At 71.0% G+C, this 26,892-nt stretch carries 26 protein-coding genes, 1 pseudogene and 1 riboswitch; of the genes and pseudogenes, 16 read left to right on the top strand and 11 right to left on the bottom strand.

Annotation, left to right across the window (positions count from 1 at the left end):
- Nucleotides 1-10: 10 nt before the first annotated feature.
- From ACFYPN_RS16750 to ACFYPN_RS16740, 3 genes are read right to left on the bottom strand one after another with little or no spacing between them, the layout of a single operon-like run.
- Entirely contained in the window at nt 11-1,732 is a 1,722-nt protein-coding gene (locus tag ACFYPN_RS16750) for an urease subunit alpha (protein WP_358756927.1), read from the bottom strand.
- The gene (locus tag ACFYPN_RS16745) at nt 1,725-2,036 is read right to left on the bottom strand and encodes an urease subunit beta (protein WP_389298873.1); all 312 of its coding nucleotides are present in this window, start codon (nt 2,034-2,036) and stop codon (nt 1,725-1,727) included. Before ACFYPN_RS16745 ends, ACFYPN_RS16750 begins: the two co-directional genes overlap by 8 nt.
- 8 nt (nt 2,037-2,044) lie before the next feature.
- Nucleotides 2,045-2,347: an urease subunit gamma gene (locus ACFYPN_RS16740; protein WP_358756923.1), complete on the bottom strand. Its 303-nt coding sequence runs from the start codon at nt 2,345-2,347 to the stop codon at nt 2,045-2,047.
- A gap of 799 nt (nt 2,348-3,146) precedes the next feature.
- Here ACFYPN_RS16740 and ACFYPN_RS16735 point away from each other — a divergent pair.
- A complete protein-coding gene (locus tag ACFYPN_RS16735; RefSeq protein ID WP_389298870.1) occupies nt 3,147-4,097 on the top strand; it encodes a hypothetical protein in 951 nt (316 codons plus the stop codon).
- Between the two features lie 89 nt (nt 4,098-4,186).
- Here ACFYPN_RS16735 and ACFYPN_RS16730 read toward each other — a convergent pair whose 3' ends face one another.
- Both ACFYPN_RS16730 and ACFYPN_RS16725 read right to left on the bottom strand, forming a co-directional pair.
- Nucleotides 4,187-4,690, bottom strand: coding sequence for a DinB family protein (locus tag ACFYPN_RS16730; protein ID WP_389298869.1), 504 nt, complete (start codon nt 4,688-4,690; stop codon nt 4,187-4,189).
- A gap of 101 nt (nt 4,691-4,791) precedes the next feature.
- The gene (locus tag ACFYPN_RS16725) at nt 4,792-5,136 is read right to left on the bottom strand and encodes a hypothetical protein (RefSeq protein ID WP_358756918.1); all 345 of its coding nucleotides are present in this window, start codon (nt 5,134-5,136) and stop codon (nt 4,792-4,794) included.
- A gap of 477 nt (nt 5,137-5,613) precedes the next feature.
- A riboswitch (cyclic di-AMP (ydaO/yuaA leader) is annotated at nt 5,614-5,797 on the top strand.
- 3 nt (nt 5,798-5,800) lie between these two features.
- Between ACFYPN_RS16725 and ACFYPN_RS16720 the strand changes: the two genes are divergently transcribed.
- The gene (locus ACFYPN_RS16720) at nt 5,801-6,271 is read left to right on the top strand and encodes a C40 family peptidase (RefSeq protein WP_358756916.1); all 471 of its coding nucleotides are present in this window, start codon (nt 5,801-5,803) and stop codon (nt 6,269-6,271) included.
- Nucleotides 6,272-6,384: 113 nt separating this feature from the next.
- Here ACFYPN_RS16720 and ACFYPN_RS16715 read toward each other — a convergent pair whose 3' ends face one another.
- The gene (locus ACFYPN_RS16715; RefSeq protein ID WP_358756914.1) at nt 6,385-6,816 is read right to left on the bottom strand and encodes an ATP-binding protein; all 432 of its coding nucleotides are present in this window, start codon (nt 6,814-6,816) and stop codon (nt 6,385-6,387) included.
- 203 nt (nt 6,817-7,019) lie between these two features.
- On the opposite strand from ACFYPN_RS16715, the gene ACFYPN_RS16710 reads away from it, so the two are divergent.
- Nucleotides 7,020-7,883, top strand: a complete 864-nt coding sequence (locus tag ACFYPN_RS16710) for a helix-turn-helix transcriptional regulator (protein ID WP_358756913.1) — start codon at nt 7,020-7,022, stop codon at nt 7,881-7,883.
- A 71-nt stretch (nt 7,884-7,954) separates the two neighbouring features.
- Nucleotides 7,955-8,167, top strand: a complete 213-nt coding sequence (locus ACFYPN_RS16705; protein ID WP_358756911.1) for a DUF397 domain-containing protein — start codon at nt 7,955-7,957, stop codon at nt 8,165-8,167.
- A gap of 38 nt (nt 8,168-8,205) precedes the next feature.
- On the opposite strand, the gene ACFYPN_RS16700 is transcribed toward ACFYPN_RS16705, so the two are convergent.
- Nucleotides 8,206-9,354, bottom strand: coding sequence for an 8-amino-7-oxononanoate synthase (locus ACFYPN_RS16700; protein ID WP_358756909.1), 1,149 nt, complete (start codon nt 9,352-9,354; stop codon nt 8,206-8,208).
- Between the two features lie 144 nt (nt 9,355-9,498).
- On the opposite strand from ACFYPN_RS16700, the gene bioB reads away from it, so the two are divergent.
- From bioB to bioD, 3 genes are read left to right on the top strand one after another with little or no spacing between them, the layout of a single operon-like run.
- Complete coding sequence (gene bioB, locus ACFYPN_RS16695) at nt 9,499-10,797, top strand: biotin synthase BioB (RefSeq protein WP_389298865.1); 1,299 nt, start codon at nt 9,499-9,501, stop codon at nt 10,795-10,797.
- Nucleotides 10,790-12,235, top strand: a complete 1,446-nt coding sequence (locus tag ACFYPN_RS16690) for an adenosylmethionine--8-amino-7-oxononanoate transaminase (RefSeq protein WP_389298863.1) — start codon at nt 10,790-10,792, stop codon at nt 12,233-12,235. Before bioB ends, ACFYPN_RS16690 begins: the two co-directional genes overlap by 8 nt.
- 2 nt (nt 12,236-12,237) lie before the next feature.
- A complete protein-coding gene (bioD, locus tag ACFYPN_RS16685) occupies nt 12,238-12,924 on the top strand; it encodes a dethiobiotin synthase (RefSeq protein ID WP_389298992.1) in 687 nt (228 codons plus the stop codon).
- A gap of 86 nt (nt 12,925-13,010) precedes the next feature.
- Here the strand turns inward: bioD and ACFYPN_RS16680 are convergent.
- A pseudogene (locus ACFYPN_RS16680) lies at nt 13,011-13,354 on the bottom strand (fic family toxin-antitoxin system, toxin component).
- Between the two features lie 915 nt (nt 13,355-14,269).
- Here ACFYPN_RS16680 and ACFYPN_RS16675 point away from each other — a divergent pair.
- The 6 genes from ACFYPN_RS16675 to mug all read left to right on the top strand — a co-directional run bounded on the left by ACFYPN_RS16675 (nt 14,270) and on the right by mug (nt 20,571).
- Nucleotides 14,270-14,800 carry a GNAT family N-acetyltransferase gene (locus ACFYPN_RS16675; protein ID WP_358756904.1) on the top strand — a complete coding sequence of 177 codons (531 nt, stop codon included), beginning with the start codon at nt 14,270-14,272 and terminating at the stop codon, nt 14,798-14,800.
- Nucleotides 14,801-15,082: 282 nt separating this feature from the next.
- A complete protein-coding gene (locus tag ACFYPN_RS16670) occupies nt 15,083-16,423 on the top strand; it encodes a hemolysin family protein (protein ID WP_358756902.1) in 1,341 nt (446 codons plus the stop codon).
- A complete protein-coding gene (locus ACFYPN_RS16665) occupies nt 16,420-17,439 on the top strand; it encodes a hemolysin family protein (protein ID WP_358756900.1) in 1,020 nt (339 codons plus the stop codon). Before ACFYPN_RS16670 ends, ACFYPN_RS16665 begins: the two co-directional genes overlap by 4 nt.
- Before the next feature lie 135 nt (nt 17,440-17,574).
- Nucleotides 17,575-18,423, top strand: coding sequence for an SGNH/GDSL hydrolase family protein (locus ACFYPN_RS16660; protein ID WP_389298860.1), 849 nt, complete (start codon nt 17,575-17,577; stop codon nt 18,421-18,423).
- Nucleotides 18,424-18,548: 125 nt separating this feature from the next.
- Entirely contained in the window at nt 18,549-19,991 is a 1,443-nt protein-coding gene (purB, locus tag ACFYPN_RS16655; protein ID WP_358756896.1) for an adenylosuccinate lyase, read from the top strand.
- A 22-nt stretch (nt 19,992-20,013) separates the two neighbouring features.
- Nucleotides 20,014-20,571: a G/U mismatch-specific DNA glycosylase gene (mug, locus tag ACFYPN_RS16650; protein WP_389298858.1), complete on the top strand. Its 558-nt coding sequence runs from the start codon at nt 20,014-20,016 to the stop codon at nt 20,569-20,571.
- A 233-nt stretch (nt 20,572-20,804) separates the two neighbouring features.
- On the opposite strand, the gene ACFYPN_RS16645 is transcribed toward mug, so the two are convergent.
- Both ACFYPN_RS16645 and ACFYPN_RS16640 read right to left on the bottom strand, forming a co-directional pair.
- The gene (locus tag ACFYPN_RS16645; protein ID WP_389298989.1) at nt 20,805-21,548 is read right to left on the bottom strand and encodes an ABC transporter permease; all 744 of its coding nucleotides are present in this window, start codon (nt 21,546-21,548) and stop codon (nt 20,805-20,807) included.
- 2 nt (nt 21,549-21,550) lie between these two features.
- Nucleotides 21,551-22,483, bottom strand: coding sequence for an ATP-binding cassette domain-containing protein (locus tag ACFYPN_RS16640; RefSeq protein ID WP_358756890.1), 933 nt, complete (start codon nt 22,481-22,483; stop codon nt 21,551-21,553).
- Between the two features lie 107 nt (nt 22,484-22,590).
- Between ACFYPN_RS16640 and ACFYPN_RS16635 the strand changes: the two genes are divergently transcribed.
- The 3 genes from ACFYPN_RS16635 to ACFYPN_RS16625 all read left to right on the top strand — a co-directional run bounded on the left by ACFYPN_RS16635 (nt 22,591) and on the right by ACFYPN_RS16625 (nt 25,911).
- Entirely contained in the window at nt 22,591-23,760 is a 1,170-nt protein-coding gene (locus ACFYPN_RS16635) for a histidine kinase (protein ID WP_358757083.1), read from the top strand.
- Nucleotides 23,761-23,764: 4 nt separating this feature from the next.
- On the top strand, nt 23,765-24,415 hold the full coding sequence (locus ACFYPN_RS16630; RefSeq protein WP_389298856.1) for a response regulator: 651 nt from the start codon (nt 23,765-23,767) through the stop codon (nt 24,413-24,415).
- A gap of 338 nt (nt 24,416-24,753) precedes the next feature.
- Complete coding sequence (locus ACFYPN_RS16625; RefSeq protein WP_358756886.1) at nt 24,754-25,911, top strand: ROK family protein; 1,158 nt, start codon at nt 24,754-24,756, stop codon at nt 25,909-25,911.
- A 54-nt stretch (nt 25,912-25,965) separates the two neighbouring features.
- Here the strand turns inward: ACFYPN_RS16625 and ACFYPN_RS16620 are convergent, their stop codons facing one another.
- Nucleotides 25,966-26,730 (bottom strand): GntR family transcriptional regulator, encoded by a 765-nt coding sequence (locus tag ACFYPN_RS16620; RefSeq protein WP_389298853.1) that lies wholly within the window; start codon nt 26,728-26,730, stop codon nt 25,966-25,968.
- Nucleotides 26,731-26,892: the final 162 nt, after the last annotated feature.

Raw genomic sequence — 26,892 nt, 5'->3', positions numbered from 1 at the left:
TCCTGCCCGATTAGAAGAGGAAGTAGCGCTGGGCCATGGGCAATTCGGCAGCGGGTGCGGGTTCGACCAGGTCGCCGTCGATCGTCACGGCGAAGCTGTCCGGGTCGACCTGCACCCGGGGAAGTGCGTCGTTCTCCCGCATGTCGGCCTTGGTGACGCCCCGGGTGCTGGTGATCGGCACGAACCGTTTGCCGAGGCCGAGGCGTTCGGGCAGCCCGTCCTCGATCGCCGCGCTGGAGACGAAGTTGAAGGAGTTGGAGGCGGGAGCCCGCCCCACCGCACCGAACATGGGGCGCGGCAGGACCGGTTGGGGGGTCGGGATGGACGCGTTCGCGTCGCCCATCTGCGCGTACGCGATCTGCCCCCCCTTGATGACCAGGTGCGGCTTCACACCGAAGAAGGCGGGGTCCCAGAGGACGAGGTCGGCGAGCTTGCCGGACTCGACGGAGCCGATCTCGCGGTCGAGCCCTTGTGCCACGGCCGGGTTGATCGTGTATTTGGCGACATAGCGACGTACCCGGTGGTTGTCGGCAGCGCCGTCACCGGGGAGTGCGCCCCGGCGGTTCTTCATGACGTGCGCGGTCTGCCAGGTGCGCAGGACGACCTCACCGATCCGCCCCATGGCCTGGGAGTCGGAGGAGATGATCGAGATGGCGCCGAGGTCGTGCAGGATGTCCTCGGCGGCGATGGTGGACGGCCGGATGCGGGACTCGGCGAACGCCAGGTCCTCGGGGACGGCCGGGTTCAGGTGGTGGCAGACCATCAGCATGTCGAGGTGTTCCTCGATGGTGTTGACGGTGTGCGGGCGGGTCGGGTTGGTGGAGCTCGGCAGGACGTACGGCTCCGAGACGACGGTGATGATGTCGGGGGCGTGCCCACCACCGGCTCCCTCGGTGTGGTAGGCGTGGATCGTGCGGCCCGCGATGGCGGCGAGGGTGTCCGCCACGAAACCGGCCTCGTTGAGGGTGTCCGTGTGGATGGCGAGCTGAGCGCCGCTCTCCTCGCAGACCCGCAGGCAGGCGTCGATGACGGCGGGTGTCGCCCCCCAGTCCTCGTGGATCTTGAATCCCAGTGCGCCGCCGCGCAGTTGGGCCCGCATGGCCTCGTGGGACATGGTGTTGCCCTTGCCCAGGAGGCCGATGTTGACGGGGTACGCCTCCAGCGACTCGAACATCCGGGCGAGGTGCCAGGAGCCCGGGGTCACGGTGGTCGCCTTGGTGCCCTCGGCCGGTCCGGTTCCACCGCCGACGAGGGTCGTGATCCCGGACGACAGCGCCTGGTCCACGAGGGTGGGCGAGATGAAGTGGACGTGCGCGTCGATGGCGCCCGCGGTGAGGATCTTGCCGTTCCCCGCGATGATCTCCGTCTCCGGCCCGATGACGAGTTCGGGGTGGACCCCGTCCATGGTGTCGGGGTTCCCGGCCTTGCCGATGCCGGTGATCCGCCCGTCACGGATGCCGATGTCCGCCTTGACGATCCCCCAGTGGTCGATGACGATCACTCCGGTGATCACCGTGTCGGGGGCACCCTCGGCGCGGGTGGTGCGGGCCTGTCCCATGGACTCCCGGATGACCTTGCCCCCGCCGAACACCGCTTCGTCGCCGGCCCGTCCGGGGCCGCCCGAGCGGTCCTCCTCGATCTCCACGAGCAGGGAGGTGTCGGCGAGCCGGACGCGGTCGCCGGTGGTGGGGCCGAACAGGTCGGCGTACACGGCACGGTCGAGTTCAGCCATCGAGGGCACCTCCGGTTTCGCCGCGCAGGCCGGGGACGACGCGCGCGCCGGCGAGCGGCACGAGTTCGACGTCCACGGGGATGCCGGGCTCGAAGCGCACGGCCGTCCCCGCGGCGATGTTCAGCCGCAGGCCGCGGGCGGCACCGCGGTCGAAGTCGAGGCCGGGATTGGCCTCGGCGAAGTGGTAGTGCGAGCCGACCTGTACGGGCCGGTCGGCCGCGTTGAGGACGGTGAGACGGGTGACGGGGCGGCCTTCGTTGATCGGCACGGCCCCCTTGCCGTAAAGGACCTCTCCGGGAATCACGGCGCCCCTCAGACGATCGGTTCGTGGACGGTGACGAGCTTCGTGCCGTCCGGGAAGGTGGCTTCCACCTGGACGTCGTGGATCATCTCCGGGATGCCCTCCATGACGTCGGCGCGGGTGAGCACTGTGCGTCCGGACGCCATGAGTTCGGCTACGGTCCGGCCGTCGCGGGCGCCTTCGAGGATGTGGGAGGTGATCAACGCGACCGCCTCCGGATGGTTGAGCCGGAGGCCGCGTGCCCGGCGCCTCCCGGCGACGTCGGCGGCCACATGGATGAGCAGGCGTTCCTGCTCGTGCGGGGTGAGTTGCACGCTTCCACCTCATCGTCTCGCGCCCGGTACCGGCCCCGGCGCGGTGGAGCCCCGTCGGACACCGACTCGTTCGTCGGGTGCCGAGGCGGGCGTCACCGGCCAGGCAACGCACGTTAGGACCAAAGTTTTTCCGTCGCGTTAACTGGGACGCTCCCGCTCGGACGTCGGCCGGCGCCGGGGCACGCCCGCGGTGGGCGGGCCCGTGCCCCGGGGAGGCACCACCACGCCGCCTCCGTGCCCTCGCCTCGTATACGGCACGCACCGTCCGCGGCACCACCCCTCGCCTACCGCCCCCGGGTGTACGGGGCGGTACCGGCGCCCTCATGCCGGGGTGGGCGCGCCCCGGGCGCCGACATGGTCCGGCGGCGGCACGGGGAGTAGTACCACACCCCGCCTGCCCGCGTCGGCGGGGTGGCGGCCGTCGCCCCGGAGGCCGGAAGCCGGGAGCTCGTCCGACAGCGCGACTCGCTCGGGGTTTCCGTACGGGCCGGCCGGGCGGCCCTTCGCCCACGACTTCGACCGTGCCCCCGCCCCGACGCCGCGACCGCCCGCATCCGGGGCCCGTACGAGCGCGTCGCGGAGCACCGCACCACCCACCCGTACCGCCCCCGACGAGGTGACGTCCCGATGCTGCCCCCGGAGACGGGGAGCTGACGGCGCCCGGGCGGCATCGGAGTGGCATCGGAGTGGCATCGGAGTGGCATCGGAGTGGCTGGAGACGGCCGAGGGCTCCCTCCACTCCCCGCGCAACCCGGCCCACGGCGGAACCGGCCCGGTCATTCCCCGTAGCCTCCCGGGCATGACTCGCTCCACTCACGTCCCTCAGGTCACACGGCTCGTCGGCACGGACATATGCGCCTACGACCTCACCGCCGATGCCCGGGGGGTCCTGTCGCCCGCCCTGATCTTCCGGCCTTCCGCCGGGGACGAGGTGGTCGACCACGCCGCTGCCGACGGTCTCCAACGGGTCTTCTACACGACCTTGAACGCGGCCGTCTGCGTGACGGCCGACGGGGCCGAGGTCTGGCGGTCGGAATTCGTACCGGGGTCGGACAGACGGCACGGACACACGCCCGGCTGTGCGCTGTCGTCGGACGGACTCACGGTCTGGGTCTACCGGCCGGACACCATGGCCGGCCGTGACCGCTCCGACCAGTGGCTGGCCCTGGATGCCGGCACCGGGGCGGTGCTCGCTCAGGCGGACCTGGACACCGTGGGACACGGTGGGATCCAGCTCGTGCACCGGGCGAGCGGCGAGCTCCTCCTGAACGTGGGCGAGGGGCAGGACGGTTCGGTCATCCACCGCGCGTCGTGGGCCGAGGGGCGGATGGCTCTCCACCGCTACCCCTGGACCGACAGGTGCCTCATCGATCTGTCACCCGACGGACGTCACTTCATGACGGTCGATCACTGTCAGGGCGACATGGCCATCCACGCCTACCCGGACGGCGAGGTCACCTTCGCCCTCTCCGTCGATGCCTTCGGGCACGACTCGGAGAACATCTGCGTGGAGTGGTGCGGCGGCTACCTGAGCCCGGACACCGTCGTCGTCACCCTCGCCGGCGAGACCGAGGACGAGGAGGAGTGGTTTCGCCACTACCGCGTGGACGCGCGCTCCGGCAACATCCGGGCCGCGCTCGACGCCCACAGCGGGAATCCCTACGACCTCCAGCCCCTCGGGGACGGGTCCTGGCTCACCACCGATCCGTCCGGCCACCCGGTCCGCCGAAGCGACTCCACTCCTGGATGATCGATTCCAAGGGGTTCAGTGGTCATAGGCGGTCAAGGCTCGCATGACCGGTTGATCGGTGCGATCGCACCTGATTTACCGCACCCGCATCACCGCCCGATCGAGCCGTCGATCTGCTCGCGCAGGATGTCCGCGTGACCGGCGTGCCGGGCGGTCTCCTCGATCATGTGGACCAGCACCCAGCGCATCGAGGGCGGCGGGGTCTCGCGCAGCGAGCGGGCGCCGGGGCGGTCCAGGTCGGTGCAGGCGAGGGCAACCTCGTTGGCCCGGGCGATCGCCTCGCGATAGGCCTCCGCCACGTCCGAGGCGGTGTCGTCGGCGGACACCGCACCCTCGTCCTCCCAGCGCTCGCGGTCGGCGCCGGCATAGGCCCAGACGAACCAGTTGAGCTCGACGGCCGTCAGGTGCTTGAGCAGCCGGAGCAGGCTGGTCCCGGAAGGGACGCCGGCCGTGCGGACCGCCGGCTCCGGGACGCCGGCCGCCTTCGCGAGGACGGACTCGCGCAGGTAGTCCAGGAAGGTCAGCAGGGTGGTCTGCTCGTCGGCGTTCAGGCCGGGGGGCCGGAGATCGGGGCGGGGCTCGACAGTCGTCATGGCGGAACCGTAGATGATCGATTCAAGCCGTCGATGGTCGTATGCAGTCAGCGATCGCATGACGGGTTGCCCGGTGTGCTCGTTGTGCCAGATGGCGGCGGTCAGTCCACCACCCACACGCCGTCGGTCCACCGCGCGGTGTCCGTGGCCAACTCGCTCAAGACGTGCGGGATGAGGTCGGCCGCCTTGCGCAGTTTCTTGTTGCAGCCGGGCTGCTTCGACAGGGAACAGGTGCCGCAGGTGGGCCCAGGCATCCGCAGCCACCGGGCTTCGGAGGTGTTGCCGAGCATCGCCTGCATCATCGACAGCGTCACCAGTTCGGCATCGCTGAGCCGCGGCGCTATGCCGACTACCGGCCGCCAGGGGGCGAGCTGCGGCGAACCCTCCAGCAGGTCGTCGGTCCTGACGTGGAGTGCGGCCGCGAGGGAGTCCATGTCTGGCGTCACAACCTGACTGTGGACTCCCTCGTCTCATGGGCGCAGCCAACCCTTGGAATCGATCATCTGGGGCGTCTCGATCCGTTCCGGGCCATTCCTGGCGGTTCCGGGCAGATCCCGTGGGGGTGACGCTCCATGGGGTCGAGGGGCGTGCCGGACCGTAGGGGGTCTCCCTTTCCCGCGACACGCCGTAATGAATATCCGATTTTCCGCCTGTTCGGCGCAGGGAATCAGCCCGCCAATCACCTCTCCCGATTTGCACTCCCTCACGTTCTCCTCATGCGCGAACTGCCTTACTGCGAAAGCCCGGCGGAGCCACGCGGGGTACGCGCCCCCGGCCGCGCCGGACGCTCCCCCACACTCCCGGCGCAACGGGGGCCGACCGTCCTGGCTGCCACTGTCACCTCGAAAATTCCGCACGACGTGGGTCAAGATCCGTGGGACGACAAGCCCCCGCCACCCTGACGGGGCGGTCCGCGCGGACGCCGAGTCCTGCCGCCGAGCGGATGACGGGTCGACAGGAGTGGATCGGCAGGAGTGGAGGACCCGAGCACTACGGGTCGACCGGGCAACCGGCCGTCCCTCGGGGTGAAGCCGCAACGCGCGGCCGGGCAACTTCGCCAGCCCGAACCCGACAGGTCATCCTTCACAGGCGGCTGACGAAGGGTTGCGCATGACCGCGCAGGTTCATGTCCCGTCTCTGCTCACCCGGGCCGGTACGGCCTCGGTCCTCGCTCTGGCCCTCAGCTCGACCATGCTGGCCCCCGGCCTGGTCTCCGACGCCGAGGCGGCCACCCACGCGACGAAGGCGCTCCGGGTCGCCGCGTCGAAGAAGGGCTCCCCCTACCAGTGGGGTGCCATCGGTCCCCGCCGGTTCGACTGCTCCGGGCTGACCCTCTACTCGTTCAAGCGCGTCGGCAAGAAACTGCCCCGCACGGCGCAGCAGCAGTACAACAAGACGCGCCACATCACTTCCTCGCAGCGCAGGAAAGGTGACCTGGTCTTCTTCCACAGCGGTCGAAGCGTCTACCACGTGGGCATCTACGCCGGCAACGGCAAGATCTGGCACTCCCCCAAGACCGGGTCCGTGGTCCGGCTGGAGCGGATCTGGACGAAGCGGGTCTGGTACGGGCGGGTGCGCTGACGAGCGCCGGACCCCCGGGCGGCCGGTGAGCGGCGGCCGGTGAGCGGCGGCCGGTCCGGAAGCGGCCGTCCGCGCCGGTACGCGCGGGCGCCGCTTCCGGACCGGCCGCGCCCTCAGCCCCGCACCGGAACGGACCAGGGCAGTGCGACCCATACGGTCTTGCCGCCCTCGGCGGTCGGCGCCACACCGAACCGCCCGCCGGACTCCTTGGCCAGGGCCCGGATGATCGCCAGACCACGCCCGTTGTCCTGCTGCACGGCCGCGGGGAGTCGTCTGGGCCACCTGGGGTGGCTGTCGGTCACCTCCAGCCGCACTTCCTCGTCGCGGTCGAGCACCAGCCGCACCGTGAACGCGGGTGACTGGCCGCGCGTGTGCAGGACCGCGTTGGTGGCGAGTTCCGAGACGATCAGGAGGATCGTCCCGGCGTCGTCCGTGTCGTCGTGCATGCCCCACTCCGCGAGCACGCGGGCCACGTGTCTGCGGGCCGCGGACACCGACACCGGATCGCTCGGCAGGGTGACATGTGCTTCCTGATGGTCTGCCATGGCGACGCCGTCCCTTTCCGCCCGGGCGACCCCTATCGGCCCGGATTGTGCCTGGCGCCAGAGTGCCACCGCCTGAGCCCGTGCAGGCACGATCTGCCGAGATATGCATATATCTATCGCTCAATGCGGTGAACTCCGGCTCGGCGGGGCTCGAACATTCGGCACACTTGCCTTCCAGGCCGACCGGCGGAAGGAGACCGGCAATGGGTAACGGCCCCGTCGTACGCCGTCGCAAACTCGGTGAGGAGCTGCGGAGTCTGCGCCACTCGTCGGGACTCACGAGTCAGCAGGCGGCATCGATGCTCGGCTGGCACCAGTCGAAGGTGAGCAGGATCGAGACGGGTGCGAGCGGTGTGTCCCCGGCCGACGTCGGCCGTCTGCTCGACGCGTACGCCGTCGCCGACCCCGAACTCCGCACCCTGCTCTCGGCGCTGGCAGGATCGGCTGACGGTCGCGACACGGGCTGGTGGCACGCGTACCGGGCGGTCATCCCGCCGCAGTACCGCGATTTCATCGCCCTGGAGGCACAGGCCGAGACGGCCAGGACCCTGGAGACCTCGGTGGTTCCCGGCTTGCTCCAGACCGCCGATTACGCGCGGTCGGTCACCGAGTCGGCGCTGGACGGGATACCGGAGGCGCACCTGGACGCCCTGGTCGAAGTGCGGCTCGCCCGTCAGTCGGTGCTGCGGTGCGACGCCCCGCTCCGGCTCACCGCCGTGCTCGACGAGGCGGTGCTGCGGCGCGAGGTCGGCGGCCGGCGCGTGATGCGGGCCCAGCTCGACCACCTCGTGAGCATGACGGAACTCCCGCACGTGCGGATCCAGTTGGTCCCGTTCAGCGCCGGAGGATACGTCGGCCTGACCGGTCCGTTCGTCATTTTCTCTTTTCCGACAACTTCTGCACTGGATGTGGTCGTACTCGACCACTTGACGCGTAGTCACTACCTGGAACGGAAAGAGGATCTGGAAGCGTACGGCTCCGCTTTCCGCACCATGCGGGAGCGCGCCCTCTCTCCGGAGCGGTCGAGGGACCTCATCACGGCGATCGGCCGCGAGGGACGGCCGTGACGAACCACCGCGGGCCCGACCGGACGGAGCCGGGTGGGCCCCGCCGACGTCCACCGATCCGAAGGAGCACCATGGCCGACCGCCCGGCACCGCCCGCCTCACCGTGGCGCCGCAGCAGCCGCAGCACCGGTATGAACAACTGCGTGGAGACAGCGGTACGAGGGCCCGGCCTGCTGTCCGTACGCGATTCCAAGGCCGCGGACGGGGCCCGGCTGTCCTTCTCCGCATCCGCCTGGAGGGCGTTCGTGGCCGGCCTCGGGGGCCGGGGCGGAACCTCACACTGAGAGGCGTGCCCCGGCCCCGGCCGGCCCGCGCCCAGCGGTCAGCCGGCGCCCCTCGGAGCCGTACGGACGATGGTGTCCAGGGCGGTGTCGATGCGGTCGTCCGTCAGGTCGGCCCGGGCGGTGAGCCGGAGACGCGAGACGCCGTCCGGGACCGACGGCGGCCGGAAGCAGCCCACCGCGATCCCGGCGTCCCGGCAGTCCGCCGCCCATCGGACCGCCGCCTCGGGGGAAGGCGCCCGCACCGACACCACCGCGGCGTCCGGGCGCGCCGCGTACAGCCCGGACGCGGTCAGCCGTTCGTGCATCCGGGCGGCGACCTCGCGCGCCCGGGTGGCGCGTTCCGGCTCCCTCCTGAGCACCGCGAGGCTCGCGAGCGCGGCGCCGGCGGCGGCGGGTGCGAGTCCGGTGTCGAAGATGAACGTGCGGGCCGTGTTGACGAGATGACGGATCACCCGGGCGGGTCCCAGGACCGCGCCACCCTGGCTGCCCAGGGACTTGGAGAGGGTGAGCGTCGCCACGAGCCCTTCGTCCCCCGCCAGCCCGTGGGCGGCCGGAGCGCCGCGCCCACCCGTTCCGAGCACCCCGAGGCCGTGGGCGTCGTCGACGACCAGCCCGGCGCCCGCGCTCCGGCAGACGGCGGCCAGGGCTCCCAGGGGGGCCGCGTCCCCGTCGACGGAGAAGACCGAGTCGGTGACGACCAGCGCCGGCCCGGTGCGGGACTCCAGGGCCTTGGCTACGGCCTCCGGATCCGCGTGCGCCACCACCTCCGTCCTCGCGCGCGCCAGTCGGCAACCGTCGACGATCGAGGCGTGGTTGGACGCGTCGGACACGATGAGGCCCTCCGCGCGGGAGAGTGCGGTGAGTGCGGCCAGGTTCGCCGCGTAGCCGGAGGAGAACACCAGGGCGGCCTCGAAGCCGCAGAATTCCGCGAGTTCGTGCTCGAGCTCCGCGTGGAGGGTGGTGGATCCGGTGACCAGGCGTGAACCCGTGGCGCCCGCACCCCACTTCCGCGCGGCTCCGGCCGCTGCGTCGGTCACCTCGGGGTGCCGGGTGAGCCCGAGGTAGTCGTTGCTCGCGAGGTCCAGCACCTCGGTGGCGGCGGGCCGCGGGCGCAGCGTGCGGACGAGTCCGGCGGCGGCGCGGCGGCCGGACTCCTCCTCTGTCCAGTCGAACGGGGCGAAGGCCATCGGGGAGTCCCTTTTGTAGGCAGCTCACAGAGCGTAGCGGGGGGCGCAGCCGGTCATGGTGTGGCAATACACACACACCCTCCCCCTCTCTGCTGTCGAGTTCCTCCTTGGCCGATGACCTTTCCGTGCGTCAGGATCAACGCCATGGACCTGTTGAGCACACTGGTGGACAAGGGGTTGCGGCGCGAACTGCCGACCCGCGAAGAGGCGCTCGCCGTACTGGCGACCTCCGACGACGAACTGCTCGACGTGGTGGCCGCGGCGGGCAGAGTGCGCCGTCAGTGGTTCGGGCGGCGGGTAAAACTCAACTACCTGGTCAACCTCAAGTCGGGGCTGTGCCCCGAGGACTGCTCCTACTGCTCGCAGCGGCTCGGCTCCGAGGCGGGCATCCTCAAGTACTCCTGGCTGAAACCTGACGAGGCGTCCCGTGCGGCGGCCGCCGGGGTTGCCGGGGGTGCCAAGCGGGTCTGCCTGGTGGCGAGCGGCCGGGGCCCCACCGACAGGGACGTGGACCGGGTCTCCCGGACCATCGAGGCCATCAAGGACGACAACGACGGCGTCGAGGTGTGCGCCTGCCTCGGGCTGCTCTCCGACGGGCAGGCGGAGCGGTTGCGCGCGGCGGGGGCGGACGCGTACAACCACAACCTCAACACCTCCGAGGCCACGTACGGCGGCATCACCACCACCCACACCTACGCCGACCGGGTGGAGACCGTGCGCCACGCCCAGGGGGCCGGTCTGTCGGCCTGTTCCGGACTGATCGCGGGCATGGGCGAGAGCGACGAGGACCTGGTCGACGTGGTCTTCGCCCTCCGTCAACTCGACCCCGACTCCGTGCCGGTCAACTTCCTGATCCCGTTCGAGGGCACTCCGCTCGCCAAGGAGTGGAACCTGACACCCCAGCGGTGCCTGCGGATTCTGGCGATGGTCCGGTTCGTCTGCCCGGACGTGGAGGTGCGGCTCGCCGGTGGCCGTGAGGTCCACCTGCGGTCGATGCAGCCGTTCGCCCTGCACCTGGTCAACTCGATCTTCCTGGGCGACTATCTGACCAGTGAGGGGCAGGCGGGGCAGGCGGACCTGGACATGATCGCCGACGCCGGGTTCGAGGTGGAGGGCGCGGACACCACGACGCTGCCCGGCCATCGCGCGGCGGCCGGTGGGGGTACGAACGCCGGCGCGGGTACGAACGCCGGCGCGGGTACGAACGCCGGCGCGAGCGCGAGCGCGGGACCGGGGTGCGGGGGGCACCACGCGTCCGGCGGCTGCGGCGGCTGCGGTGGCGGGGCGGCAGCGGGCGGCGCCTGCGCACCGTGCGGCGGTCCCGCCGGGGACGCGTCGGGCGACGCCCCGCCGGAGGCGCGGGGGGCCGCCGCTGCGGCGCGCACGGACCTGGTGGCCGTGCGTCGGCGGGGCGCGGGGACGGATCTCGCTCCCAATGCCTGAGGCGTACGCCCCGGGGCCGGCGCGCTCCGCCGGGCCCGCCCCGGGCGGCCGGCCCGGGTGCGCCGCCGTACCGTCCGCCGCCGTACCGTCGTACGGTGCGTCGTCCGGTGCGTCGCCCACGCCGACGCTCCCTCCCGCTCCCGCGCTGACGCCCGCCCGGCTGCGGTCGCTCGACCGGGCGCACGTCTGGCATCCCTACGGACCGATGCCCGGACGGCAGGAGCCGCTGATCGTGGAGTCGGCTTCCGGCGTCCGACTCAGACTGGCGGAACCCGTGGACGGGCAGCGGGAGTTGGTGGACGGGATGTCCTCCTGGTGGTCCGCGGTGCACGGGTACAACCACCCGGTCCTGAACGAGGCGGCGCACGGGCAACTGGACCGGATGAGTCATGTGATGTTCGGCGGGCTCACCCATGAGCCCGCCGTCCGGCTGGCCACCCGGCTGGTGGAGATCACCCCGGCCCCCCTCCAGCACGTCTTCCTCGCCGACTCCGGTTCCGTCTCCGTCGAAGTGGCGGTGAAGATGTGCCTGCAGTACTGGCGATCCGCTGGGCAGCCCGCCAAGCAACGGCTCCTGACCTGGCGCGGGGGGTACCACGGCGACACCTGGCAGCCGATGTCGGTGTGCGATCCCGAGGGCGGGATGCACGACCTCTGGTCGGGGGTACTCCCCCGGCAGGTCTTCGCCGACGCCCCGCCGGACGGCTTCGACGCGGAGGTCGACGAGGCCTACGCGGGGCATCTGCGCGAGCTGATCGCCCGCCACGCCCATGAGCTGGCCGCGGTGATCGTGGAGCCCGTCGTCCAGGGGGCCGGGGGTATGCGGTTCCACTCGCCCGCCTATCTGCGGGTACTCAGGGAGGCGTGCGACACGCACGACGTACTGCTCGTCCTCGACGAGATCGCGACCGGATTCGGCCGCACGGGCCGGCTGTTCGCTGCGGAGCACGCCGGGATCGCCCCGGACGTCATGTGCGTCGGCAAGGCGCTGACCGGTGGTTACCTCACGATGGCGGCGACCCTGTGTACGACGAGGGTGGCCGAGGGCATTTCGCGCGGCGAGGTGCCCGTGCTGGCGCACGGTCCGACCTTCATGGGCAATCCGCTCGCCGCGGCGGTCGCCTGCGCCTCCGTGGACCTGCTCCTCGGCCAGGACTGGCAGCGCGAGGTGGAGCGGATCGGCGCGGGTCTGCGGACCGGTCTGACCGGGGCCGAGCGGCTGCCGGGCGTCTCGGACGTGCGGGTGCTGGGCGCGATCGGGGTCGTACAACTCGACCACGAGGTGGACATGGAGGCGGCGACCCGTGCGGCGGTGCGCGAGGGCGTATGGCTGCGGCCGTTCCGGGACCTCGTGTACACGATGCCGCCGTACGTGACGGACGACGAAGACGTGGCGCGGATCTGCCGTGCCGTGTGCGCCGCGGCGCGGGAGGGATGACCATGACCATTCTGGTGGTGTCCGGCACGGGCACCGAGATCGGCAAGACGATCGTGACCGCGGCCCTGGCGGTCGCTTCGGGCGGCCGGGTCGCGGTGCTCAAGCCCGCGCAGACGGGCGTCGCTCCGGGGGAGGACGGTGACACGGCCGAGGTGGTACGGCTGGCCGGCGGTGAGGTGACGGCGGTCGAACTGGCCCGCTACCCCGAACCGTTGGCGCCCGCGACGGCCGCCCGGCGCTCCGGACTCGCGCCCGTACGCCCGTACGAGATCGCCGACGCCGCGCGGAAGCTGGCGACGGAACACGATCTGGTGCTGGTCGAGGGCGCGGGCGGGCTGCTCGTACGGTTCGACGACGCCGGGGCCACGCTCGCGGACGCGGCCCGGTTGTTGGAGGCGCCGGTGCTGCTGGTGGCGGCTGCCGGGCTCGGCACGCTGAACTCCACGGCGCTGACGGCGGAGGCGCTGCGGACGCGGGGCCTCGCGTGCCCGGGTGTGGTGATCGGCAGCATGCCTGCGGACCCGGATCTGGCCATGCGGTGCAATCTGGAGGACCTGCCGATTGCGGCAGGCGCCCCGCTCGTGGGCGTACTGCCGGCCGGTGCGGGCTCGTTGCGGCCCGCCGACTTCCGTGCCCAGGCGCCGACCTGGCTCGCGCCGGAGCTGGGCGGGGTGCGCGGGGCCGGCTGACCGCCCTCCGGGGCGGGACCGCGGCCCCCGACCCCCGGAACGCTTACGGTCGCGGGCGCCGGGGCATCCGGTCACCCCCCGGACGCCTAGGCCCAGCCGCACCAGTCGTGCAGCTCTTCGGCGATGTCGCGTACGCCGGCCTTGCCCTCCTTCACCGGGCGGGCGAGGTCACAGACGTGGTCGGGGGACGTCTGGATGCGAAGTCCGGAGGCGACCAGGTAGCCGTGCGCCACGGCTGAGGCGAACATCGCATTCGAGTGCTCCAACGCCGGAACGTGCAGCAGGAGTTGGAGCAGCGAGGCGGCGTTGCGTGCGGGCTGGTGCAGACCGGGCTGCCGAAGATCTCCGCCTCGTGCCGGCTGACGGCGGCGACGAGGGCGTCCCAGTCGGCGACGTGCGGATCTCCCGGCGTCCGGTGCTCGGCCACCATGAGCAGCCATGAGAGATCGATGCGCAGGCTCTCGGGGCCGGGTGACGGTGATTCGGGTGACTCGTCGCGTTCCATGCAGTGAGGTTCCATGCAGTGAGGCCGTCTCGGAGGGGGAAGCGCTCGGTCCGCGCGCAGGGACCCCGTCGGTTCCGGACTCGATATTTCTCAGGCCAGGGCGTGATCGAACCCCCTGCCACCGCACGGGGGCGGTCCGGGGGCGCATTGCCGAGGAGACCGGTCCGGGCAGCCACTCTCCGGGCGCCAGCACTGGTGCTGGTACTGGCTCTGGTGCGGAAACCGACAGCGACCTGGAGCGCGTGGCTTGCGCCGAAGCCACACATGGCCCGGATCGGCCACGGTGGCGGGCGCTCGGGGCCGGCGGTCGACGCACTCGGTGCGGGACGCACTCGGCGCACGACGCGCTCCGTACCGCATTCCTCGGCGAAGACCGATTCGTACCGCTGCATGAAGTCCGCGGCCGCTTCCACGAAGGCGCGGGCCACGTCCTCCGAGTCCGTTTCCGCGCGCTCGGCCGGGGAGCGGGTCGCGGTCGCCCTCCTCCGTCGTGCGGCGCCGGCTGCGACGGCCTGGTCCACTCGGGAGTTCAGCTGGGTATCGGGCATCTTCCCCAGCTAGGCCCGGCAGTGTTTCCCCATGAGGAGGGGTGGTCGGTGCGTGCGATCGCAAGGCGACCGGAAGCCCTGGTAGCTCCGCTACCAGGGCTTCTGGTCAACGCAGGGAGTGCGCGTGCCGACCACCGCGACGGGGCAAAGCGTGCCGGGCGCGGCACTAGCGCCGCCCGGTCCGCCCGGGCAAGGGGATCGGGCGCCGCCGACCGGTCGGGGCCGGTAGGCAAGCAGGCAGGCAGTGAATCCCGCTCGACTACCACCGCTCGTCGATGGTGGGATTGTGCCCATGAGTGATCTTTCGCCGCACGGCCTCCCGACACACGGCCTCTCGCCGCACGACCTCCCGACACACGGCCTCTCGCCGCACGACCTCCCGACTCGTGACCTCTCGACGCACGACCTCTCGATACGCGCCGCCGTCCCCGCCGATCTGGACGCGGTCCTCACCTTCTGGAAGGAGGCGGCCGAGGGGACGAGCATCAGCGACGACCGGGACGGGATCGCGCGACTGGTGGAACGGGACCCCGAGTGCCTCCTTCTCGCGGAGCGCGGCGGCCGGCTCGCGGGGACGGTGATCGCCGGGTTCGACGGCTGGCGCTGCCACCTCTACCGGCTCGCCGTCCATCCGGACCAGCGTCGGCGCGGGGTGGCGACCGCCCTGCTGTCGGCTGCGGAGGAGCGGTTCGTGAGCCTCGGCGGGCGGCGCGGGGACGCGATGGTCCTCGACGACAACGAGCGCGCCCAGCATGCATGGCGCGCGGCGGGGTACGAGCGGGAGTCCCGGTGGAGCCGCTGGGTGAAGCCCCTGACCCGCTGAGGAGGGCCCGCGCGCGAGCGGGTGGTGGCGGACTCGGGGCCACTCCGCACTACTTTGCCGATCCTTTACTATGTCATTCTGTCCGATCGGCACAGCGATTCAGTACGGCCACCGGAACCGGGACCCGTGCGACGATCAGCGTGCCGATCGGCATTCGACCCCCTGCCGAGAAAGGTGTGAGCGTCCGCCCATGGGCGAGCCTCCCAGTAGCCGAACCCGCCGGTGTCACGGACATCGCGCGATCCTCCACCCGCTGCCCGATCATGGGACGGAGGTGAACCGATGACCGAAGTGCTTCTGCTGCTCGTGGCCGTGCTGCTCTCCATCGCCTGCGGCGCCTTCGTCGCCGCCGAGTTCTCCCTGACCACCGTGGAGCGCGGCGACCTCGAACGAGCCGTCGAGCGGGGTGAGCGCGGGGCGGCCGGCGCTCTCAAAGCCGTCCGCAGCCTCACTTTCCAGCTCTCCGGGGCGCAGCTCGGCATCACCGTCACCAACCTGGTGGTCGGCATGCTCTCCGAGTCGTCGATCGCCAAGCTCATCCGCGGGCCACTGGTCGCGCTCGGGCTGTCCCCCAGCCTGTCGCGGTCGGTGGCTCTGGTCATCGGGACCGCCCTGTCCACGGTGGTCCTGATGGTGGTGGGTGAGCTCGTCCCCAAGAACTGGGCTATCTCCTCACCGCTGAAGGTCGCCAAGGCGGTCGCCACACCCCAGCGGGTGTTCACCGCCGTATTCCGGCCCTTCATCAGCCATCTCAACAACACCGCCAACCGCATCCTGCGCCGCTTCGGCCTCGAACCGGCCGAGGAGCTGGCCTCCGCCAGGAGTCCGCAGGAACTGGCGGCCCTGGCCCGCCACTCCGCGAAGGAGGGGGCGCTGGAGGCGGACACCGCCGAGCTGTTCGTCCGCACCCTCAACCTCGCCGAGCTCACGGCGGAGAACGTCATGACGCCCCGGGTCCAGGTCGTCGCGCTGGACGTGCAGGCGACCGCCGAGGACGTCGCGAACGCGACCCGGGCGACCGGGCTGTCCCGCTTCCCGGTCTACCGCGGCAGCCTGGACACGGTCGTGGGCGTCGCCCACATCAAGGACGTCCTCGCCGTGCCCGCGGAGCAGCGGCCCCGCACCAGCGTCTCCGACCTGCTGCGCGAACCCCTTCTCGTACCCGAGACCCTCGGCGTCGACAGACTCCTCGACCGTCTCTCCGGCCGCAAGCTCGCCATGGCCGTCGTCATCGACGAGTACGGCGGCACGGCCGGTGTGGTGACCCTGGAGGACATCGTCGAGGAGGTCGTCGGCGAGGTGCGGGACGAGCACGACCCCCACGAGACGCCGGACCTGGCTCCCGCCGGGGAGGACGCCGACGGCCGCACCCTGTGGTCGGCCGACGGCGCGGCGCGCACCGACCAGCTCCGCACCATCGGGCTGCGCGCTCCGGACGGACCGTACGAAACCCTCGCCGGGCTCGTCGCCAACGAGGTCGGACGCATCCCCCGGGAGGGCGACAGCGTGGAGCTGGCCGGCTGGCGGATCGACGTCGTGGACGCTTCGGGGCGTCGCGCCGCACGCGCCCTGCTGCACGCGCCGCTCCCCGGCGAGGACCCCCTGACAGAGGATGCCCGATGACCGTTCTCCAGCTCTTCATCGGCCTGCTGACACTGGTCGTGAACGCGTTCTTCGTGGGCGCGGAGTTCGCTCTCATCTCGGTGCGCCGGAGCCAGATCGAGCCGGCTGCCGAGGCGGGCGACCGGCGGGCCCGCAGTGTGCTGTGGGGCCTGGAACACGTCTCGGCGCTCCTCGCGGCGGCGCAGCTCGGGATCACCCTCTGCACCCTGGTGCTGGGTATCGTCGCCGAGCCGGCCATCGCGCACTTGCTGGAGCCCGTGTTCGACGCCGTCGGGGTGCCGCACGGTCTGGTGCACCCACTGTCGTTCGTCATCGCGCTGACGGTGGCGACCTACCTCCACATGCTGCTCGGAGAGATGGTCCCGAAGAACGTCGCGCTGGCCGATCCGGCGAAGGGTGCGCTCTTCCTCGGACCACCGCTGGTGGCGCTGGCCAGGGGGCTGCGCCCGGTGATCTTCGCGATCAACGCGTTCGCCAACCTGCTGCTGAAGCTCCTGCGGGTGGAGACGAGGAGCGAGGTCTCCGCGACCTTTTCGGACGACCAGCTGGCGAGGCTGGTGAGGGACTCCGGTGACGCGGGCCTGGTGGACGACCGGTCGGCCGAGCGGCTGCGGCACGCCCTGGAGCTGGGTAGCCGCCCGGTCCGGGACGTGGCCATGCCGATCGCCCAGATGGTCAGTACCCGGGTGGGTACGACCCCGGAGGAGCTGGAGCGGCTCTCGGCCGAATCCGGCTACTCGCGCTTCCCCGTGATGGATGGCGAGCAGCGGATACTCGGCTACCTCCACGTGAAGGACGCCCTGGACGCGGCACCGCGCGACGTGCCGTTCCCGGTCTCCGCGATGCGTCCCATCGCCCGCGTACGGGCGGCTGCCCCGCTCGACGACGTACTGACGGCGCTCCGGCGCAGCCGTACGCACCTCGCGGCGGTACTGGACGACGACGGCCGGCTGGTCGGCACGGTCACCATGGAGGACGTGCTGCGCGAGCTGGTGGGACGGCCGCGGACCGGCTGACCGCACCGGTCGGGACGGCTCCCCCGCACCCCGTGACCCGCCCGGTCGGTCGGTACGCGGGCGCGCGGTGCGTGGGGCAGGTGGGCGGGCCGCCGAAACCGGCGGCTCCGGTCTCCGCGATACGATCGCGGAGCCATGGAAATGAATGCCTCTTACACCAGTTTCGTCGCGGTCGGTGACTCGTTCACCGAGGGCATGTCGGACCTTCTGCCGGACGGTACGTACCGGGGCTGGGCCGATGTCCTCGCCTCCCGGCTGGCGGCCCGCTCCCCCGGCTTCCGGTACGCCAACCTGGCCGTCCGGGGCAAGCTGATCGGTCAGATCGTCGACGAGCAGGTGGAAGCCGCCGCGGCCCTGCAGGCGGATGTGGTGACGCTCGTCGGCGGCCTCAACGACACCCTCCGGCCCCAGTGCGACATGGGCATGGTGCGAGGGCGGCTCGAAGAAGCGGTGGAGCGCCTCGCCCCGTCGTGCAAGACGCTCGTGCTGATGCGCAGCCCGGGACGGAACGGTCCGGTGATGGACCGCTTCCGCCCGCGCATGGAGGAGCTGTTCGCCCTCGTGGACGACCTGGTCGGCCGGTACGGCGCGGTGGTCGCCGACCTGTACGGGGCGCCGTCGCTGGGCGATCCCCGGCTGTGGGACATCGACCGGCTCCACCTGACCGCGGAGGGGCATCGCCGGGTCGCGGAGGCGGTCTGGCAGACGCTGGGGCTGCCTGCCGAGAGCGACTGGCGGACCCCCATGGGGGCGGCGGCGCGGGTTCGCTGGGGTACCCGTCGGGTCGAGGACGTCCGCTTCGCCAGACAGCATCTGGCTCCCTGGATCGGGCGGCGGCTCACCGGCAGGTCCTCGGGTGACGGACGCTTCGGCGCCCAGTTCGACGCGGCCTCGGGGCGCGCCTTCTGGATCACTCCGGCCCGTCCCGCCGACCCCGGTCCGGTGACGTCCTGGGTCCGGTACGACGAATCGCGGGACGCGTAGGAGCGGCCAGGAGCGCACGCGGTCGAGCCCCGCACATATAGCCGGACGGTGACCCGGGTCTCGTAGCAAGCCACAAACCGGTCCCCGGCGCCGGCCTGCACAAACCGCCAGTAGAATCCCTTCACGTGACTGCTGTGTCTGCGAAGCCTCGCATCCCCAATGTCCTTGCCGGCCGCTACGCCTCCACGGAGCTGGCCGTTCTCTGGTCCCCCGAGCAGAAGGTGAAGCTGGAGCGTCAGCTGTGGCTGGCGGTGCTGCGTGCTCAGAAGGACCTCGGGATCGAGGTACCCGACGCGGCGCTCGCCGACTACGAGCGTGTTCTCGACCAGGTCGACCTCGCCTCCATCGCCGAGCGCGAGAAGGTCACCCGCCACGACGTGAAGGCGCGCATCGAGGAGTTCAACGCCCTCGCCGGCCACGAGCAGGTCCACAAGGGCATGACCTCCCGTGACCTCACCGAGAACGTCGAGCAGCTCCAGATCCGCCTCTCCCTGGAGCTCATGCGCGACCGCACCGTGGCGGTGCTGGCGCGGCTCGGCAAGCTCGCGGGCGAGTACCGCGAACTCGTCATGGCGGGCCGGTCCCACAACGTGGCCGCGCAGGCCACCACGCTCGGTAAGCGCTTCGCGACCGGCGCCGACGAACTGCTCGTCGCCTACGGCCGCCTGGAGGAGCTGCTCGGCCGCTACCCGCTGCGCGGCATCAAGGGCCCGGTCGGTACCGCGCAGGACATGCTGGACCTGCTGGGCGGCGACACCGCCAAGCTCGCGGACCTGGAGCAGCGCATCGCGGGCCACCTGGGCTTCGCCAACGCCTTCACCTCGGTCGGTCAGGTCTACCCGCGCTCCCTCGACTACGACGTGGTGACCGCCCTCGTCCAGCTGGCCGCCGCCCCCTCGTCCCTTTCCAAGACGATCCGTCTCATGGCGGGGCACGAGCTGGTGACGGAGGGCTTCAAGCCCGGCCAGGTCGGCTCGTCCGCGATGCCGCACAAGATGAACACCCGGTCCTGCGAGCGCGTCAACGGCCTGATGGTCATCCTGCGCGGTTACGCCTCGATGACCGGCGAGCTGGCCGGCGACCAGTGGAACGAGGGTGACGTCTCGTGCTCGGTGGTACGCCGGGTGGCGCTGCCGGACGCCTTCTTCGCGTTCGACGGCCTGCTGGAGACCTTCCTGACGGTGCTGGACGAGTTCGGTGCCTTCCCCGCCGTCGTGGCACGTGAACTCGACCGCTACCTGCCGTTCCTCGCCACCACCAAGGTCCTCATGGGCGCCGTGCGCGCCGGTGTCGGCCGCGAGGTGGCCCACGAGGCGATCAAGGAGAACGCGGTGGCTTCGGCCCTCGCGATGCGGGAGCAGGGCACGGAGCGCAACGAACTCCTGGACAAGCTGGCGGCGGACGAGCGCATCCCGCTCGACCGCGAGCAGCTGGACTCCCTGATGGCGGACAAGCTGTCGTTCACGGGAGCCGCCGGTGACCAGGTCACCACTGTGGTCAACCGGATCGAGGCCATCGTCAAGGAGCACCCCGCAGCCGCGGGTTACGCCCCCGGGTCGATTCTCTGACCGGCTCCGCCTTTCCTCTGCCGTGAGACCCGAAGAGCTGGCCGCCGCCCGCGACCGCATCGTCCCCGATGTGGTCGCGGGCGGTTTGCGCGTGCTGTTCTGCGGCATCAATCCCAGCCTCATGACTGCCGCGACCGGGCACCATTTCGCGCACCCCGGCAACCGGTTCTGGCCGGTGCTCCATCTCTCCGGCTTCACCCCCCGCCGACTGTCTCCGGCCGAACAGGGTGAACTGCCCTCCTACGGTCTCGGCATCACCAACGTCGTCGCGCGGGCCACCGCCCGGGCGGACGAGCTGACCGCCGAGGAGTACCGCGCCGGCGGACAGATCCTGGTCGAGAAGACCGGGCGTCTACGGCCCCGGTGGCTGGCGGTCGTCGGCGTGACGGCCTACCGGACGGCCTTCGGGGAGCGCCGGGCCCGCATCGGCCCGCAGGAACGGATCATCGGCGGTGCCCGCGTGTGGGTGCTTCCCAATCCCAGCGGGCTCAATGCCCATTGGACCGTCGACTCGATGGCCGAGGAGTACGCCCGGCTCCGCGCGGCGGTGGACGACGCTGCCCCGCCGGACGGCGGCTGAGACGTCAGCTCGCCGCAGCGCCTCCCGCACCGCGTCGGCGTCCAGCTCTTTGCGGTCTGGCCCTCCGCCGACCAACCCTTTCCCGTCTGCCTTTCCCCTCGGGTACTTTGCCGTCAAGACCCCTGCCATCAGCTACGTCGCCGATCCGTCGCCGTGCCCGGGACCGTGCCTCACGCGCTCTCGCCCGCCGGGCTGCTTGGCACACCGCCCACGGATTGAGTCCCACGTCGGCCTCAGGCGTCCCGGGTGCGTATCGCCCACCAACCGGCCACCAGGGCTGCGGCTGTCCATGCGGCAGTCACCGCCAACCCGCCCCAGGGGCCAAGGCCGCCCACGGGGCTTTCATGCAGGACCAGCTGGCCCGCCCGGTCGGGCAGGAAGTCAGCCGCGCCCGCGTCCACGTCCCCTACAACGAACGAGACGATCAGGATGAAGGGCACGAGCATGCTCAGCACCGCGACGGCGCTCCGGAGCAACGCTGTGAGGCCTGCCGCAAAAAGGGCCATGAGCGCGAGATAGATACCGCTGCCCAGAACGGCTCGCAGCGCCCCTGGATGCCCCAGCCCGATCGCGAACTCCCCCATGAACAGCTGCCCCAGCAGAAAGCTCGCGAGGCCGGCCACCTCCCCCACGAGCAGAGCTGCCACCCCCACGACGGCTGTCTTCGCGATGTAGAACAGGTCACGGCGCGGCACCGCGGTCAGGGACACCCGCAGGGCCCCGCCCACGAACTCGGAGGAAAAGGCGGTGGCGCCGAAGGCCATGGCAGCGATCTGTGCGAAGTTCATCGCGTAGAAGGCCGTGAACACCCGATCGGCATCAGGGTGGTTCGCTTCGGCCTGTCCGGTCGTGGCGGAGACGAGCATGGAGATGGCCACAGTGACCACGAACACCGCAGCCAGAGAGCCACAGACGGCGCGCACCGACCGTGCCTTGATCCACTCCGAACGTAGGACCGCGACCGCTGCGTGCGACATCGTCATGCCTCCTTTGACGAGGTAGGAAGTGCGGCGGCGAATTCGGCGGTCTCCGCCGTGAGAGCGAGGTATGCCTCCTCCAGAGTGACGCGTTCCTCCACGAGTTCCAGAAGGGCGATGTGCTGGGATGCGGCCAACGCGCCGATCTCCTCGGTACGGGCCCCCTTGATCCAAAAGACCCCGTCTCCCGCGTCGGTGGCGTCGTAACCGCTCCGGATCAGGATGTCGCGGAGTCGTCCACCCTCGACCGCACGCAGCCGCACTCTGGGCCGACTGCGTGACGCGAGGAAACTCTCAGTCGGCATGTCGACGAGAAGCCTGCCCCCGCCGAGAATGATCAGGTGGTCAGCGAAGGCTGCGGTCTCGTCCATCAGATGACTGGACACCAGAACCGCGCGTCCCTCCCGTGCGAGCCGCTTTATCAGCTCGCGAATCCAGATGATCCCCTCGGGATCGAGTCCGTTGGACGGCTCGTCCAGCATCACCGCGGCAGGGTCACCGAGCAGTGCGGCGGCTATGCCCAACCGTTGGCGCATGCCGAGCGAGAACGTCTTGATCCGTCGGGTGGCGACCGATGCCAGACCGGCCTCCTCCAGCACGGTGTCGACCCTTCGCCGCGAGATGCCATTACTCACCGCGAGGGCGAGCACATGGTCGCGCGCTGTGCGCGAACCGTGCGCCGCTCCTGCGTCGAGCAGCGAACCGACCGCTCGCAGCGGGTTGTCGAGCGCGGCGTAGGGCTGTCCGTCCACGGTCGCCGTGCCCCCGGAGGGGCGGTCCAGGCCGAGGATCAATCGCATCGTGGTGGACTTCCCGGCGCCGTTGGGGCCGAGAAAGCCGGTCACCCGGCCGGCCTCCGCACGAAAGGTGAGTCTGTCCACCGCGCGAGTGGAACCATAGTCCTTGGTGAGTTGCTGCACATCGATGCTGGTCATGTACTCAGCCTGGCGGTAGCACCCCAAGACGTCCTCCCCCGGCCGTGGGAAGCCTCTCCCCCACACGGGGGAGGTACCACGGCGTGAGCACTGCCACCATTGCTCACGTGCGCCATCTACTCACCCCACTGACCGACCCGGTGACCTACAGCCGCTGGATCCACCTCGTCATCCCCCTGGCCGTCATATCCGTGTGGCTTTTCGTTTCGCCGGGCTTCCCGTGGGAGCTCGCGCTGCTCGCGGTGCCCGTCGGCCTCCTCCCGGTGATGCGTCTGGGTGAAGGGGTGCAGGCTCAACTGCTTCTCGTACCCGACGAGCGCGGGAAGGCCGACGCGACCATCTCGATCGCGCCTGCCACGACTTGGGGTGAGAAGTGGCGGACCGTGCTCTGGCTCGAACTACGCCTTGTGCTCTCCTTCATCGTGGCAGGGGCCACGGTCTGGTTGCCTGCTACGGCAATCGACATGGTCGGTGCCGCGACGGGGGACGGCACCGACAACGGCATATTCAAGCTGGTCGAGCCCCACGCCTGGTTCGCGGCGCTGGCGCCTCTTCCCCTTCTTTTGTTGCTGGCTTTCGTGGTTGTCTGCGGACGGTTCACCACAACTGTGGCGCGCCACTTGCTGGGGCCGTCGAGAAGCGAACGCATGTCGGCCCTGGAGGAACTCACGGAGCAGCTCCTGGAACGCAACCGCATTGCGCGCGAACTCCACGACTCCATCGGCCACGCCCTCACGGTTTCGGTGGTACAAGCCGGTGCCGCACGTACGGCGGACGACCCTGAGTTCACCCGGCGCGCGCTGATCGCCATTGAGGAGACGGGTCGTGCGGCACTCGACGATCTGGAACGGGTACTCCGGGTGCTGCGCGAGCCGCGAGCCTCTGCCGACCGACGGCCGACGCTGATGGCCGTCGAGCAGTTGCTCCACTCCGCGCGAGGATCCGGGGTCGCCGTGGACGCCCAGGTGGTCGGGCGCCTCGACCGCCTGCCCGACTCCCTGTCCCGGGAGGGTTATCGCATCCTTCAGGAGTCGCTCACCAATGCGCTGCGTCACGCGGGCCGGGTCCCTGTCCGTGTGCGTATCGGCGTCGAAGACGACCACCTCGAACTCGATGTACGAAACCCCATGGCGGGAACCGCCATCCGCTCGGGCCGCGGACACGGACTGCAGGGGATACGAGAACGGGCGAGGCTGCTCGGCGGGTGCGCGAAAGCCGGCCCGCGCCAGGGCGAATGGCAAGTCCGTGTCACCCTCCCCCTGGGGGGCGTGGGGTGATCCCGTGACGGTGAACGTCCTCCTGGTCGACGATGAACCCCTCGTACGGACAGGCCTACGGGCGGTGCTGGAGTCGCAGCCGGACATGAGGGTGGTCGGGGAGGCCGCGGACGGCGCGGCAGTGCTCCCTCTGGTCCGGCAGCTGCGGCCGGACGTGGTCGCCATGGACGTCCGAATGCCCTTGATGGACGGCATAGAGGCGACCCGTCTACTGCTTCGCTCACTCGCCCGACCGCCGAAGATTCTAGTGGTCACGACGTTCGAAAACGACGAGTACGTGTACGAGGCGCTGCGCGCCGGTGCGGACGGGTTCCTGCTCAAGCGCGCCCGACCTATGGAGATTGTGAATGCTGTCCGGCTCGTGGCGGAAGGCGAGTCACTGCTCTTTCCCGCAGCGGTACGCCGACTGGCCTCCGAATACGGAACGAACAGGGCCCGGGCGGTGGTGGAGCGGGCGGCCCTCACCGACCGGGAGGGGGCTGTGCTCCGGTTGATGTGTCGGGGACTCTCGAACGCGGAGATCGCGGCCAAGCTGATTGTGGGCACCGAGACGGTGAAAACCCATGTCAGCGCATTGCTGAGCAAGCTCGGGGCCAGGGACAGGACACAGGCCGTCATCACGGCGTACGAGTCGGGTTTCGTGGTCCCCGGCTGACGGCGGGGCGTGGCCTGGGCCACCCGGACCGTTTCCGCACCCAAGCCCCCGCAAGCCGCAGTCGGCCCCGGCAAGCTCCCGCGTGGTTTCTTGCCCGGGCGGACGGCGGGAAGCGCTCGACAGGGCTCATCACGAGGCCGACGCAACTGAAGTGCAAGCGGCGTGATCCAGCCACCCGGGGCCCGTCCGCAATGGGAACGGTGGGACCTGCGGGAACCGGGGCCGGGGTCACCGTGCGGTCGTGTCCCGTCGGAGACCGCCCCGCCCCGGCGGCGTTCGCGGAGCGTCACCCCACCGAGTACCATCCGGCAGACACAGGGGGCGTGAGGAGGACACACGTGGGGCGGCTGACCGGTGGAGACCCGTCGTTGTTGCGGCGGATCAATTCCGCGGTGGTACTGCACGCCCTGCGTGGAGCCGAGCTCCCGACGCTCTCGGACCTGACCCGGATCACCGGCCTTTCCCGGCCAACGGTCGAGGGTGTCGTCGAGGGGCTGTTCGACGCCGGGCTCGTCGTGGAGGCACTGCCCGATGAGGGGGAAGCGCGGCGCCAGGGCCGACCCGCCCGTCGGTTCCGCTTCCGTGCCGAGGCAGGGCATCTGCTGGGTATCGAGATCGGCCCGCACCGGATCTCCGCCCTCATTTCCGGACTCGACGGCAGGATCACCGGGGCGGGTCAGCGGGCTGTCTCCGAGAGTGCGCCCGCGGACGACCGGCTCGATCAGGTCCGAGCGATGATCGCCGATCTGCTGCGCCGTACGGGCGTGGCCAGGAGCAGCGTGCGAGCCGTGGGGGTCGGGAGCCCGGGGATCGTGGAGGCCGATGGCACGGTCCGGCTGGGCACGGCGCTGCCCGGCTGGACCGGCCTCCCCCTCGGGGAGCGGCTCCGGCGCTCGTTCCGCTGTCCGGTCCTGGTGGAGAACGACGCCAACACGGCTGCCGTGGCGGAGCACTGGAAGGGCGCCGCCACGGAGTCGGACGACGTCGTCTTCGTCCTGGCGGGCTTGAGCCCCGGCGCGGGTTCGCTGATCGGGGGACGGCTGCACCGCGGGTACGGCGGCGCCGCCGGCGAGATCGGCGCGCTCCACCTGCTCGGCAGGGAGGTCACGCCGGAGCATCTGCTGTCCACGACCGACACACCGCTCGACCCGCTGGACGAGCCGGCGGTCGCGGCGGTGTTCACGAAGGCCCGGCAGGGCGACAGCCGCGCCCAGGAGGCCGTCGAGCGGTTCATCCAGCGGTTGGTGCACGACGTGGCGGCACTCGTGCTGGCTCTCGACCCGGAGATCGTGGTGGTCGGTGGCTGGGCGGCAGGGCTCGACGGGGTGCTGGACCCGTTGCGGAACGAACTCTCGCGCTACTGTCTGCGCCCGCCCCGGGTCGCCCTGTCCCTGCTCGGGGAGGCGGCTGTGGCGACCGGGGCCCTTCGGCTGGCACTGGACCACGTGGAGGCACAACTGTTCGCCGTGGAGGGCACGGTGACGGCCCGCCGCTGATCGCGGCGGGCCGTCGGGTCCGCACGTCCCCCCGGTGTCGCGGGGCGGGGATGTTCAGGAGGCCTGGCGCTCCTGCTCCTGGCTGATCTCCAGGCCCCCGGACTCTCCGAAGGTCAGTCGGCAGGTGTCGGCACGGTAGGTGGCGACGGAGACCGCGGCGGTGCCGCCCGCGGCGAAGTAGCGCGTGGTGACGACCAGGACGGGGGCGCCGGGCAGCCGGTCCAGTTCCTTGGAGTCGTCCGCACTGGCCGAACCGAGTTCGACCGAGCGGTCCTGCCCCTCGAGTCCGAGGCGGTGCAGCTCGCGCAGCACCCCGCGGACGCGAGCGGGGCCCGTGGAGGTCTCGATCCCGGACAGGTCGGGGACCGACGCTGAGGGCACGTACAGCAGTTCCGCGGCCACCGGCTGACCGTGGGTGGTCCTGATCCGGCGGATCACATGGACCGTTTCGTCGGCCGCCGTGCCGAGCGCGGCGGCGACGGCCGCCGGGGCCGTGCCCCGAGCGCATTCGACGGGCTGCCACGCCTCGTCGGCCACAGCGCCCGCCCACTCCTGCTGGGCCGTGGAGACCGCGACCCCCACCCTGGGCGGAGCGACGGTGGTGCCCACCCCGCGCCTGCGCTGAAGCCTGCCTTCGAGTTCGAGCTGCTCCAGAGCCTGCCGGAGCGTAGCCCGTGCGACGCCGAACCGGGCTGCGAGATCCCGCTCGTTCGGCAGGATCTCACCCACCGCGAAGTCCGAGTCGAGTGCCTCACTGAGCACGGTCCTCAGGTGCCAGTACTTCGGCTCCTGCACCGTTTCCAGCTGCGTGGTCCCCACCCTGTCCTCCGCAATCGCCCAGCGGCCTTTTCCGCGACAACATTTATTAAAGGTTCCTGTCTTAACGTAAGGACCATAGGACGACGCACCGGCTTGGTCAAGACCAATCCTTGCCCGGGGTTCCGCGAAACGGGCTTCTGGCACGGAGCGTTCACAGGACGT

The organism is Streptomyces sp. NPDC005576 (assembly GCF_042871745.1).
Taxonomy (GTDB): Bacteria; Actinomycetota; Actinomycetes; order Streptomycetales; family Streptomycetaceae; genus Streptomyces.
This window is presented reverse-complemented; position numbering and strand designations above follow the sequence as displayed.

Bases quoted from the DNA above. Each gene is read 5' to 3' on its own strand.
- ACFYPN_RS16750 (WP_358756927.1), bottom strand. From the start codon at position 1,732: ATGGCTGAACTCGACCGTGCCGTGTACGCCGACCTGTTCGGCCCCACC.
- ACFYPN_RS16675 (WP_358756904.1), top strand. From the start codon at position 14,270: ATGAGTGATCTTTCGCCGCACGGCCTCCCGACACACGGCCTCTCGCCG.
- ACFYPN_RS16730 (WP_389298869.1), bottom strand. From the start codon at position 4,690: ATGACGACTGTCGAGCCCCGCCCCGATCTCCGGCCCCCCGGCCTGAAC.
- ACFYPN_RS16645 (WP_389298989.1), bottom strand. From the start codon at position 21,548: ATGTCGCACGCAGCGGTCGCGGTCCTACGTTCGGAGTGGATCAAGGCA.
- ACFYPN_RS16640 (WP_358756890.1), bottom strand. From the start codon at position 22,483: ATGACCAGCATCGATGTGCAGCAACTCACCAAGGACTATGGTTCCACT.
- bioB (WP_389298865.1), top strand. From the start codon at position 9,499: ATGGACCTGTTGAGCACACTGGTGGACAAGGGGTTGCGGCGCGAACTG.
- ACFYPN_RS16690 (WP_389298863.1), top strand. From the start codon at position 10,790: ATGCCTGAGGCGTACGCCCCGGGGCCGGCGCGCTCCGCCGGGCCCGCC.
- ACFYPN_RS16665 (WP_358756900.1), top strand. From the start codon at position 16,420: ATGACCGTTCTCCAGCTCTTCATCGGCCTGCTGACACTGGTCGTGAAC.
- ACFYPN_RS16715 (WP_358756914.1), bottom strand. From the start codon at position 6,816: ATGGCAGACCATCAGGAAGCACATGTCACCCTGCCGAGCGATCCGGTG.
- ACFYPN_RS16735 (WP_389298870.1), top strand. From the start codon at position 3,147: ATGACTCGCTCCACTCACGTCCCTCAGGTCACACGGCTCGTCGGCACG.
- bioD (WP_389298992.1), top strand. From the start codon at position 12,238: ATGACCATTCTGGTGGTGTCCGGCACGGGCACCGAGATCGGCAAGACG.
- ACFYPN_RS16705 (WP_358756911.1), top strand. From the start codon at position 7,955: ATGGCCGACCGCCCGGCACCGCCCGCCTCACCGTGGCGCCGCAGCAGC.
- ACFYPN_RS16670 (WP_358756902.1), top strand. From the start codon at position 15,083: ATGACCGAAGTGCTTCTGCTGCTCGTGGCCGTGCTGCTCTCCATCGCC.
- ACFYPN_RS16720 (WP_358756916.1), top strand. From the start codon at position 5,801: ATGACCGCGCAGGTTCATGTCCCGTCTCTGCTCACCCGGGCCGGTACG.
- ACFYPN_RS16710 (WP_358756913.1), top strand. From the start codon at position 7,020: ATGGGTAACGGCCCCGTCGTACGCCGTCGCAAACTCGGTGAGGAGCTG.
- ACFYPN_RS16660 (WP_389298860.1), top strand. From the start codon at position 17,575: ATGGAAATGAATGCCTCTTACACCAGTTTCGTCGCGGTCGGTGACTCG.
- ACFYPN_RS16700 (WP_358756909.1), bottom strand. From the start codon at position 9,354: ATGGCCTTCGCCCCGTTCGACTGGACAGAGGAGGAGTCCGGCCGCCGC.